Origin of the sequence: uncultured Tenacibaculum sp. (assembly GCF_947499065.1) — a bacterium.
GTDB lineage: Bacteria > Bacteroidota > Bacteroidia > Flavobacteriales > Flavobacteriaceae > Polaribacter.
Genome location: NZ_CANMMT010000006.1, coordinates 19,093 through 30,851, shown reverse-complemented (window position 1 = coordinate 30,851; position 11,759 = coordinate 19,093). Strand labels below are relative to the sequence as shown.

Below are 11,759 nucleotides of genomic sequence, written 5' to 3'. Positions count from 1 at the left end.
TATGCAAGTAATAAACATGATATTTATCAGTTTTCGTTATCTTTGAAGTATGCTACAAAACTCAGAAACTCACACTAAATGTGAACAGTGTATTATTAGGCAATTCAACTCATTAAAGTCCTTAACAAAAAGTGAATTGATTAGGATTTCTGGGTGTAAAACGTCGAAAATCATCAAAAAAGGTGAGCCTCTTTTTCAAGAAGGTGAGCACATAAACGGTATTTTTTGTATTAAAGATGGCCTCTGTAAAGTTTCTAAAATGAGTGATAATGGTAGAGATCAAATTATACACTTAATCAGAAAAGGTGATATTATAGGTGAACGTAGTTTAATTAATGATGAAGTTTCAAATCTAAAAGCAGTAGCTGTGAACGATATGGAAGTTTGTTTTATCCCTAAAGAAGAAATAATAAAGGATTTACAGAATAATTCTAACTTCTCTATGGATATGCTTAAAAAAATGGCTTCTTCTCTTAAAAATGCAGATAACGTTATTGTTGACATGGCTCAAAAAACCGTAAAACAACGTTTGGCAGATACTCTTATTTTTTTAGATAGTGAATTTGAAAAAAATGAAGATGGTTCTATAGGTATACTTTTAACTAGAGAAGATATTTCTAATATTATAGGTACAGCTACTGAAAGCGCCATTCGTTTACTTTCTGACTTTAAAAAGAAAAAACTAATTAATTTAAAAGGCAAACAAATCTTTGTTTTAAATATTCCTGGACTTCAACAAATTTCCCAAGGGTTTTAAACAATTAATATCTTATAAAAATAAAAAATCGTCTTAATTAAGACGATTTTTTTGTTTTATGCTTCTCCTGTTGTACCTCCAAAATTCATTGGAATAGGAACTTGCTCATAATCTTTTATTTCACCATGTGCTTGTTCAAACTTTCGAACATTTTCTGCTAATGCTTTAGATAATCTTTTAGCATGTTGTGGTGTTAAAATTATTCTTGATTTTACTTTAGCCTTAGGTACACCTGGCATTATATTAATAAAATCAACTATAAATTCAGATACTGAATGGTTAATTATAGCCAAATTACTATAAGTTCCTTCAGCAATATCTTGATCTAGTTCTATATTTAATTGTGGTTCTTTATGATCTTCCATATTAAAATTTAAAAAAAAGACCTCTAAATTTTTAGAGGTCTTTGTATTGAAATTTATAAACTTTTTTCAATTTCATCTTTAGGCCCTACGATTTGACTATCGTAAGATCTCATTCCTGTACCTGCTGGAATTCTCTTACCAACAATTACATTTTCTTTTAATCCTTCTAATGTATCAACTTTACCGTTTACTGCAGCTTCGTTTAATACTTTAGTAGTCTCCTGGAACGACGCAGCTGAAATAAATGATTTAGTTTGTAACGAAGCTCTTGTAATACCTTGCAATACTTGCTCTGCAGTTGCTGGTTGTGCTTCTCTTGCTACTACTAATTCTTTATCTGCTCTACGTAATAATGAATTCTCATCTCTTAATTGACGAGCTGAAACTATTTGTCCTGGTTTTAAGTTCTCAGAATCTCCTGCATCCTCAACAACTTTCATTCCGTAAATAGCGTCATTTTCTTTGATAAAGTCGTTTTTGTGAATTAATTGATTTTCTAAGAATAAAGTATCTCCAGAATCAATAACTCTAACTTTACGCATCATTTGACGTACTACTACCTCGAAGTGCTTGTCGTTAATTTTTACCCCTTGTAAACGATATACTTCTTGAATTTCGTTTACTAAGTATTCTTGTACAGCAGAAGGTCCTTTGATATTTAAGATATCTATTGGAGTAATAGCTCCATCAGATAAAGGCATACCTGCTTTAATGAAATCGTTCTCTTGAACTAAAATTTGGTTAGATAACTTCACTAAGTATTTAGTAATCTCTCCTGTTTTAGATTCAATAATAATCTCACGATTACCACGCTTAATTTTACCGAAAGATACAACTCCATCAATTTGAGCAACTACTGCTGGATTCGATGGATTACGTGCTTCGAATAACTCTGTTACACGTGGTAAACCTCCTGTAATATCCCCTGCTTTACCAGACTTACGTGGAATCTTAACTAATGTATGACCTGATTCTACTTTATCACCATCATTTACCATTAAGTGTGCACCTACTGGTAAACTGTACGAACGTAAAGCATTACCATCTGCATCTTCAATAATTAATGAAGCAATAATTTTCTTATTTTTAGAATCAATCATTACTTTTTCTTGGAAACCTGTTTGCTCATCAATTTCAACAGTATAGTTAATACCTTGCTCTAAATTGTCAAACTTAACTTTTCCGTTGAATTCTGAAACAATAACTCCATTAAATGGATCCCATTGACAAACTGCATCTCCTTTTTTGATTGATTTAAGATCTTTATCAAATATAATCGAACCATAAGGAATAATATTAGTACTTAATACTATATCAGTCTTCTTATCAATAATTTTAATTTCAGCTGTACGAGAGATTACGATATCTACTTCTTTACCTTCGTTATCTTTACCTTTAACAGTACGTAAATCTTCTATCTTAACATTTCCATCAAACTTAGCTATTAACTTGTTCTCCTCTGAAATGTTTCCTGCTACCCCTCCAACGTGGAATGTACGTAACGTTAACTGTGTACCTGGCTCTCCAATTGATTGTGCGGCAATTACACCTACTGCTTCTCCTCTTTGTACTTTCTTTCCTGTAGATAAAGATTGTCCGTAACATTTCTCGCAAATACCTCTTTCAGATTCACAAGTTAATGCTGAACGTACTTCTACTTTGTCTACTCCAGCAGCCTCAATACTTTCAGCTATAATTGGTGTAATTAACTCTCCTGACTCAATTAATAATTCATCAGTTTTTGGAGCGTATACATTATGTAATGATGTACGACCAGAAATTCTTTCACTTAAAGGCTCAACGATTTCATCATTTTTCTTTAATGGAGTAATTTCTAATCCTCTTAATGTACCACAATCTACTTCATTTACAATAACATCCTGAGATACATCTACTAAACGACGTGTTAAGTATCCTGCATCGGCTGTTTTTAATGCGGTATCGGCAAGTCCTTTACGAGCACCGTGCGTTGAGATAAAGTATTCTAAAATCGATAATCCTTCCTTAAAGTTAGATAAAATCGGGTTTTCAATAATTTCTCCACCACTTGCTGTAGATTTCTTAGGCTTTGCCATTAATCCACGCATACCTGTTAACTGACGAATCTGCTCTTTCGACCCACGCGCTCCAGAATCTAACATCATAAATACTGAGTTAAATCCTTGTTGGTCTTCACGTAAACGCTTCATCGATAATTCAGTTAATCTGTTGTTTGTAGATCCCCAAACATCAATTACCTGGTTATAACGCTCTTTCTGCGTTAACATACCCATGTTATAGTTCATGATTATACCATCTACCTCTTTGTTTGCTTCAGCAATCATAGAGTGCTTTTCTTCTGGTATAATGATATCTCCTAATGAGAATGATAAACCACCTTCGAAGGCGTATTTATATCCCATATTTTTAATCTCATCTAAGAATTTTCCAACTGCAGGAATATCAGTAACTTTTAAAATACCACTAATAACTCCTCTTAATGATTTCTTTGTTAAGACTTCATTAATATATCCTGCTGCTTCTGGTACAACTTCATTAAATAAAACTCTACCAACAGTTGTTTGTATAATCTTAACAACTGGTTCTCCATCCTCTACGTCATTAGTACGAACTTTGATTCCAGCATTTAAGTCTACTCTTTCTTCGTTTAAGGCAATAATTACCTCTTCTGGTGAATAGAAAGTTAACCCTTCTCCTTTAATAGGTACTTCTGGAGTTGACTTTCTTTCTTTAGTCATATAGTATAATCCTAATACCATATCCTGAGATGGTACCGTAATAGGTGCACCATTTGCAGGGTTTAAGATATTATGAGATCCTAACATTAATAACTGAGCTTCTAAAATAGCCTCTGGTCCTAATGGTAAGTGAACCGCCATCTGATCCCCATCAAAATCGGCATTGAAGGCAGAACAAGCAAGTGGATGTAAACGTATTGCTTTTCCTTCAATTAACTTTGGTTGGAATGCTTGAATACCTAAACGGTGTAACGTTGGAGCACGGTTTAATAAAACTGGGTGTCCTTTAATTACGTTTTCTAAGATATCCCAAACAACTGGTTCTTTTCTATCTATAATTTTCTTTGCAGATTTTACAGTTTTTACAATACCTCTTTCGATTAACTTACGAATAACGAAAGGCTTGTATAATTCTGCTGCCATATCTTTTGGCAATCCACATTCAAATAATCTTAACTCTGGTCCAACAACAATTACAGAACGTGCAGAATAATCAACACGCTTACCTAATAAGTTTTGACGGAAACGTCCTTGCTTACCTTTTAAACTATCAGATAATGATTTTAATGGACGGTTAGATTCTGTTTTTACTGCAGATGATTTACGTGTGTTATCAAATAATGAATCTACTGATTCTTGTAACATACGTTTCTCGTTACGTAAAATAACTTCAGGAGCTTTAATCTCCATTAAACGCTTTAAACGGTTGTTACGGATAATAACACGACGGTATAAATCATTTAAATCTGAAGTAGCGAAACGACCTCCATCTAATGGTACTAATGGACGTAACTCTGGCGGTATAACTGGAACCGCTTTCATAATCATCCACTCTGGGTTGTTTTCTCTGTTCTTTTGAGAATCTCTAAATGCTTCAACAACATTTAAACGCTTTAATGCTTCGTTTTTACGTTGCTTAGAAGTTTCTGTATTTGCTTTATGACGTAATTCAAATGATAACGTGTCTAAATCGATTCTTTCTAATAAATCAATTAAACATTCAGCTCCCATTTTAGCGATAAACTTGTTTGGGTCTGAATCATCTAAATACATATTCTCCTGTGGAAGTGTATCTAAAATATCTAAATACTCTTCTTCCGTTAAGAAGTCCATTTTTTGTAATGGTTCTCCTTCTGCATTTTTAGCTTCTCCTGGTTGAATTACTACGTAACGCTCGTAGTAAATAATCATATCTAACTTTTTAGATGGTAACCCTAAAAGGTATCCCATTTTGTTAGGTAATGATCTAAAGTACCAAATATGAGCAACTGGTACTACTAAATTAATGTGACCTACTCTATCTCTACGTACTTTTTTCTCAGTAACTTCAACACCACAACGATCACAAACGATTCCTTTATATCGGATTCGCTTATATTTTCCACACGCACACTCATAATCCTTTACAGGACCAAAAATACGCTCACAAAATAAACCATCTCTTTCTGGTTTGTGTGTACGGTAGTTAATAGTTTCTGGTTTTAAAACCTCACCTCTTGATGCCTCTAAAATAGATTCAGGTGATGCTAAACCAATTGAAATTTTGTTAAACTTTTTAACAGTGTATTTTTCGTTCTTTCTTGCCATAATAACTAATGGATTCGAATTAAAAATTTGCCTCTTTAAGACGTATATTTAAAATGATTTATCATTAGGTAGAAAACATCCTACCTAATGATATTTCACTGTTTATTATTCCTCTAATTTAACGTCTAATCCTAAACCTTTCAGTTCGTGCATTAATACATTAAATGATTCTGGTAATCCTGGTTCTGGCATAGATTCACCCTTAACAATACTTTCGTATGTTTTAGCTCTACCTAATACGTCATCCGATTTTACAGTTAAGATTTCTCTTAAGATACTTGATGCACCATATGCTTCAAGTGCCCAAACCTCCATCTCTCCGAAACGTTGACCTCCAAATTGTGCCTTACCTCCTAATGGTTGTTGTGTAATTAATGAGTAAGGTCCAATAGAACGCGCGTGCATCTTATCTTCAATCATGTGACCTAACTTAATCATATAAATTATACCCACTGTTGCTGGCTGATCGAAACGTTTTCCTGTACCTCCATCATATAAGTATGTATGTCCGTAACGAGGAATACCTGCTTGATCTGTTAAATCATTAATCTCGTTAATATTTGCACCATCAAAAATTGGTGTTGCATATTTTTGACCTAATTTTTCTCCAGCCCAACCAAGAACTGTTTCATAAATCTGACCAATATTCATACGAGATGGTACCCCTAATGGATTTAATACTATATCTACTGGTGTTCCGTCTTCTAAGAAAGGCATATCTTCTTGACGTACAATACGTGCTACAATACCTTTATTTCCGTGACGTCCTGCCATCTTATCTCCTACTTTTAACTTACGTTTTTTAGCTACGTAAATTTTTGCAAGCTTTAAGATTCCTGCTGGTAACTCGTCTCCTACAGAAATTGTAAACTTCTCACGACGTAAAACTCCTTGTAAATCGTTTACTTTAATCTTATAGTTATGTACTAATTCTACAACTAACTTGTTTAAGTCTTTATCTGTAGTCCAAGTACCATGTAAATGTGTAAAATCTTCTACTGAATTCAACATTTTTTGAGTAAACTTCTTACCTTTTGGTAATACTTCCTCTCCTAAATCGTTAAATACACCTTGTGAAGTTTTACCTGTAATTAAAGTAAATAACTTCTCTACTAATCTATCTTTTAATCCTTCAAACTTAGATACGTAAGATGCTTCTAAAGTTGCAATCGCCTCTTTATCTCTAGCACGCTTATTCTTATCTTTTACTGCACGTTTGAATAATTTTTTATTAATTACTACTCCTCTTAATGATGGTGAAGCTTTTAATGATGCATCTTTTACATCTCCTGCTTTATCTCCAAAAATAGCACGTAATAACTTTTCTTCTGGTGTTGGATCAGATTCTCCTTTTGGTGTAATCTTACCAATTAAGATATCTCCTGGGTTAACTTCTGCTCCAATACGAATCATTCCATTTTCATCTAAGTCTTTAGTAGCCTCTTCTGAAACATTTGGAATATCGTTTGTTAATTCTTCTGCTCCTAATTTAGTATCACGAACATCTAATGAATATTCATCAATATGTATAGAAGTAAAGATATCTTCACGAACAACTTTTTCAGAAATCACAATCGCATCCTCAAAGTTATACCCTTTCCAAGGCATAAAGGCAACTTTCATGTTTCTTCCTAAAGCTAATTCTCCTTTTTGTGTTGCATAACCTTCACAAAGTACTTGTCCTTCTTCAACTCTATCTCCAACTTTTACAATTGGCTTTAAGTTAATATTTGTACCCTGGTTAGTTTTTCTAAACTTAATTAAGTTATATGAAATTTCATCTGAATCGAAGCTTACCATTTGCTCCTCTTCAGTTCTATCATACTTAATTGTAATTTTATTTGCATCAACATACTCAACAACTCCAGCTCCTTCTGCATTGATTAAGATACGAGAATCTTTTGCTACTCTACGCTCTAATCCTGTACCTACAATTGGAGATTCTGGACGTAATAATGGAACTGCTTGACGCATCATATTCGATCCCATTAATGCACGGTTGGCATCATCATGCTCTAAGAAAGGAATTAACGATGCTGATATAGATGCAATTTGGTTTGGCGCAACATCCATATAGTCTACTTCATTTGGAGTAACTACTGGGAAATCTCCACCTTCACGTGAAATTACTTTATCTTCAACAAAGTCTCCTTGCTCATCAATTTTTAAATTAGATTGAGCAAATTTCATTCCTTCTTCTTCTTCAGCACTTAAATATATATGCTCTTGTTTTAAATCTATATTTCCATCAACTACTTTTTTATAAGGAGTCTCAATAAAACCAAGATTATTAACTTTTGCAAATACTGCTAAAGATGAAATTAATCCAATATTCGGTCCCTCAGGAGTTTCAATTGGACATAAACGACCATAGTGTGTATAGTGAACATCACGAACCTCGAATCCTGCTCTTTCTCTAGATAAACCTCCAGGTCCTAAAGCTGATAAACGACGTTTATGAGTAATCTCTGCTAATGGATTTGTTTGATCCATGAACTGAGATAATTGGTTGGTACCAAAGAATGAATTAATTACTGAAGATAATGTCTTCGCATTAATTAAGTCAATTGGAGTAAATACCTCGTTATCACGTACGTTCATTCTTTCACGAATTGTACGAGCCATACGAGCTAGACCAACACCGAACTGTCCTGCTAATTGCTCTCCTACAGTTCTTACACGACGGTTTGATAAGTGATCAATATCATCTACTTCTGCTTTTGAGTTAATTAACTCAATTAAGTATTTGATAATTGTAATAATATCGTTTTTAGTTAATACCTTTTGATCTATATCTTCATTAAGACCTAGTTTGGTATTCATTCTAAAACGCCCTACTTCTCCTAAACTATAACGTTGTTCTGAGAAAAATAATTTTTCAATAATTCCTCTTGCTGTTTCCTCATCTGGCGGTTCAGCATTACGTAATTGTCTATATACGTGCTCTACTGCCTCTTTCTCTGAGTTTGTAGGATCTTTTTGTAATGTATTATGAATGATTGCATAATCTGCCATGTCATTATCTACCTTATGTAATAAGATAGTTTTTGTACCTGCGTCGATTATTTCATCAATGTGTTCTTTCTCTATAATTGTATCACGGTCGAAAACAATTTCGTTACGTTCAATAGATACTACTTCTCCCGTATCTTCATCTACGAAATCTTCATGCCAAGTTTTTAATACTCTTGCTGCTAATTTACGCCCTAATACTTTCTTTAATCCTGCTTTAGAAACTTTTACTTCTTCAGCTAAATCAAAGATCTCTAATATATCTTTATCTCTTTCAAAACCTATGGCTCTGAATAACGTTGTTACTGGTAATTTTTTCTTTCTATCAATATAAGCATACATTACTTGATTGATATCTGTAGCAAATTCTATCCAAGACCCTTTAAAAGGAATAACTCTTGCTGAGTATAACTTGGTTCCGTTTGCGTGGAAAGATTGTCCAAAGAACACCCCTGGTGAACGGTGTAATTGAGACACTACAACTCTTTCTGCTCCATTAATAATGAAAGTTCCAGAATTAGTCATATAAGGAATAGTACCTAAATAAACATCTTGAACTATAGTTTCGAAATCTTCGTGTTCAGGATCGGTACAATAAAGCTTTAACCTAGCTTTTAAAGGTACACTATGTGTTAAACCTCTTTCAATACATTCTTGAATACTATATCTTGGAGGATCTACAAAGTAGTCTAAAAATTCTAATACAAATTGATTACGGGTATCAGTAATCGGAAAGTTATCCATAAAGGTTTTATACAAACCTTCTTCACCTCGCTCATCGGCTTTGGTTTGCAATTGGAAAAAGTCTTGGAAAGACTTTACCTGAATATCTAGAAAATCTGGATAATCAGTTCCTAACTGCGATGATGCAAAGTTAATTCTTTCAGTAGTGTTTATCGTTGCCAAAAGAGATGCTATTTTTAAATTAAAAATATTATTTTTTGAAACTTATCTGTTTCAATAATGCAATTTTAATTGCTTTTGATGGTTAAAAACCAACACTTTATAGTCGTAAAATCACAATTTCGAATTGTGATAAATAAAGAACGAATATATACACAAAATGGTTTAGGACTAAAAACATGAGTTTCTAGTACCTAAACCTTAATTGTTTTTTCCCGTTTTAAATCGGGAGTATAGCTTACTTAAGCTCTACCTCAGCTCCTGCTTCTTCTAAAGACTTCTTAAGACCTTCTGCCTCATCTTTAGATACTGCTTCTTTTATTGGTGCTGGAGCGCTATCAACGATTGCTTTAGCATCTTTTAATCCTAATCCAGTTAATTCTTTAACTAACTTTACAACTGCTAATTTAGAACCTCCTGCTGCTTTTAAGATCACATCGAATTCAGTTTTTTCCTCTGCTGCATCACCTCCTGCTGCTGGACCTGCTACTGCTACTGCTGCTGCTGCTGGCTCAATACCATACTCTTCTTTTAAGATAGTAGCTAAATCATTAACTTCTTTTACTGTTAAGTTAACTAATTGTTCTGCGAAATCTTTTAAATCTGCCATTTTAATTGTTTTTTGAAATTTTATTTATTTTAGTTTATTAGTGCGCGTAATTATTTTTCAGATAACGTTGTAAGAATACCTGAAAGTTTGTTTCCACTTGATTGTAAAGCTGAAACAACATTTTTAGCTGGAGATTGTAATAATCCAATGATATCTCCAATAAGCTCTTCTCTAGACTTAATGTTAACAAGAGCGTCTAATTGGTCATCTCCAATGTAAACAGCCTCTTCAACAAAAGCTCCTTTTAATAAAGGCTTATCTGATTTTTTTCTGAACTCTTTTATAACTTTTGCTGGTGCATTAGCAGCTTCAGCAATCATTATAGAAGTATTACCTTTTAAAACACTTTGTAAGTCTCCAAAATCTTTATCTGAAGCCTCCATTGCTTTAGAAAGCATTGTGTTTTTTACAACAGCCAATTTAACGTTAGCCTTAAAACAAGCTCTACGTAAGTTAGATGTAGTTACTGCATCTAATCCAGAAATATCTGCTAAATAGATAGTACTAGTATCTCCTAATTGTGCTGTTAAATCTTCTATTACTTGTAATTTGTCTTCTCTAGTCATAATTAAAAAGTTTTAACTGCCTTATGATACAGATTTTTCATCTACAGCAACACTAGGACTCATAGTAGAAGACATAAAAATACTCTTAATATAAGCACCTTTAGCCGCTGTTGGCTTTAATTTAATTAATGTTTGTAATAACTCATTTGCATTTTCTTCAATCTTCTTAGCATCAAAAGATACTTTTCCAATTGCAGCGTGTACAATACCAGTTTTATCAACTTTAAAGTCAATCTTACCAGCTTTTACTTCTTGTACTGCTTTTGCAACATCCATAGTTACTGTTCCTGTCTTTGGGTTAGGCATTAAACCTCTTGGTCCTAAAACACGACCTAAAGGACCTAATTTACCCATAACGCTAGGCATAGTAATAATAACGTCAACATCAGTCCAACCTCCTTTAATCTTTTGAAGGTACTCATCTAATCCAACATAATCTGCGCCAGCTTCTTTAGCTTCTGCTTCTTTATCTGGAGTAACTAATGCTAATACTTTTACGTCCTTTCCTGTTCCGTGTGGTAATGTAACAACTCCACGTACCATTTGATTTGCTTTACGAGGATCTACTCCTAAACGTACTGCTAAATCTACAGATGCGTCAAATTTCACATTTGTAATTTCTTTAACTAAAGCTGATGCATCTTCTAAGCTATAAACTTTAGATCTATCTATCTTAGCACGAGCTTCTTTTTGCTTTCTAGTAATTGCCATTTCTAAATATCTTTTAAAGTTTAAGCAGGTGCATCACCTGTTACTGTTAATCCCATAGAACGAGCAGTTCCAGCAATCATTCTCATTGCAGACTCAACTTCAAATGCATTTAAATCAGGCATTTTGTCTTCTGCAATTCCTCGAATCTGATCCCAAGAAACACTTGCTACTTTTTTCCTATTAGGCTCTCCTGAACCTTTCTTAATTTTGGCCGCTTCTAATAATTGTACTGCAGCTGGTGGTGTTTTTACAACAAACTCGAAAGATTTGTCTGTATAAACTGTAATCACAACAGGTAATACTTTACCTTGCTTGTCCTGTGTACGAGCATTAAACTGCTTACAGAACTCCATGATATTAACCCCGGCAGCACCTAAAGCGGGTCCAACTGGTGGCGACGGATTCGCAGCACCTCCCCTAACTTGTAGTTTAACTAATTTACTTACTTCTTTTGCCATTGTTTAAGATTTAATCAAGATATTTAAATTGGAAGCTTCAAATATCTCTAAA

General features: G+C 33.6%; 8 protein-coding genes. 1 reads left to right on the top strand and 7 read right to left on the bottom strand.

The window, feature by feature from the left end:
• The first annotated feature begins 49 nt into the window (after positions 1-49).
• Positions 50-757 (top strand): Crp/Fnr family transcriptional regulator, encoded by a 708-nt coding sequence (locus tag Q0958_RS12760; protein WP_299123656.1) that lies wholly within the window; start codon positions 50-52, stop codon positions 755-757.
• Positions 758-813: 56 nt separating this feature from the next.
• Here Q0958_RS12760 and Q0958_RS12755 read toward each other — a convergent pair whose 3' ends face one another.
• The 7 genes from Q0958_RS12755 to rplK form a co-directional block, all read right to left on the bottom strand.
• A complete protein-coding gene (locus Q0958_RS12755) occupies positions 814-1,122 on the bottom strand; it encodes a DUF3467 domain-containing protein (protein WP_150900598.1) in 309 nt (102 codons plus the stop codon).
• A gap of 53 nt (positions 1,123-1,175) precedes the next feature.
• The gene (rpoC, locus tag Q0958_RS12750) at positions 1,176-5,447 is read right to left on the bottom strand and encodes a DNA-directed RNA polymerase subunit beta' (protein ID WP_299123653.1); all 4,272 of its coding nucleotides are present in this window, start codon (positions 5,445-5,447) and stop codon (positions 1,176-1,178) included.
• A 105-nt stretch (positions 5,448-5,552) separates the two neighbouring features.
• Positions 5,553-9,365, bottom strand: coding sequence for a DNA-directed RNA polymerase subunit beta (rpoB, locus tag Q0958_RS12745; protein ID WP_272150242.1), 3,813 nt, complete (start codon positions 9,363-9,365; stop codon positions 5,553-5,555).
• Positions 9,366-9,600: 235 nt separating this feature from the next.
• A complete protein-coding gene (gene rplL / locus Q0958_RS12740) occupies positions 9,601-9,972 on the bottom strand; it encodes a 50S ribosomal protein L7/L12 (RefSeq protein ID WP_150900595.1) in 372 nt (123 codons plus the stop codon).
• 50 nt (positions 9,973-10,022) lie between these two features.
• Entirely contained in the window at positions 10,023-10,538 is a 516-nt protein-coding gene (gene rplJ / locus Q0958_RS12735) for a 50S ribosomal protein L10 (protein WP_272150241.1), read from the bottom strand.
• 21 nt (positions 10,539-10,559) lie between these two features.
• On the bottom strand, positions 10,560-11,249 hold the full coding sequence (gene rplA, locus Q0958_RS12730; RefSeq protein WP_272150240.1) for a 50S ribosomal protein L1: 690 nt from the start codon (positions 11,247-11,249) through the stop codon (positions 10,560-10,562).
• Positions 11,250-11,269: 20 nt separating this feature from the next.
• Positions 11,270-11,707: a 50S ribosomal protein L11 gene (gene rplK / locus Q0958_RS12725; protein ID WP_150900589.1), complete on the bottom strand. Its 438-nt coding sequence runs from the start codon at positions 11,705-11,707 to the stop codon at positions 11,270-11,272.
• Between the last annotated feature and the right edge of the window lie 52 nt (positions 11,708-11,759).